The sequence below is a fragment of the Bradyrhizobium sp. NBAIM08 genome (genome assembly GCF_020193935.1).
Lineage (GTDB): Bacteria > Pseudomonadota > Alphaproteobacteria > Rhizobiales > Xanthobacteraceae > Bradyrhizobium > Bradyrhizobium yuanmingense.
In genome coordinates, this window is record NZ_JADYVR010000089.1 from 1 (window position 1) to 567 (window position 567).

Annotated in this window: 1 pseudogene; it reads right to left on the reverse strand. The window is 58.4% G+C overall.

Annotation, left to right across the window (positions count from 1 at the left end):
• Window positions 1-567: pseudogene (locus tag I6F37_RS38535) on the reverse strand (AMP-binding protein); the annotation flags it as partial.

Sequence of the window (567 nt, forward strand, 5' to 3'; positions counted from 1 at the left end):
CTCGGCGCCTAATAGATCCTCCCAGATCCGAGCAAGAACCCGCTCGTTCCTGGTGCGGGGCTCAGCAGATGGACTAGTTTCTATCTCGCGGTAAGGAACGGAGGAAAGGCGAGCACGGTCTATCTTTCCGCTTGTCGTCAGGGGAACACTGTCAACCAATCTGAAGGCTGTGGGAACCATGGGAGATGGCAATCTGTTGCGCAGGTGGGCGAGAATCTCTCGAGAGCTTAGATTCTCCCGAGCGGGCTCCAGGCTCGCCGTCAAGCGGCGATCCTCATCGATGCCTTCTGCGAAGACCGCGGCCTTTGCGATTGCCGGATGAGACTCAAGGGCAACTTCGACCTCCTCCGGCTCGATGCGAAAGCCCCTCACCTTGATCTGGTTGTCCGATCGGCCGCAAATCTCGAGAAGGCCGCTGGTTGAGATGCGTGCGATGTCCCCACTTCGATAAAGCACATCGTATTGTCCGCCATCATACGGATTCGGCAGGAAACAGCGGTCAGTCCGATCTTGATCCTGCCAATACCCAGCGCTCAGACAGCGGCCCGCGATGCACAGTTCGCCGGA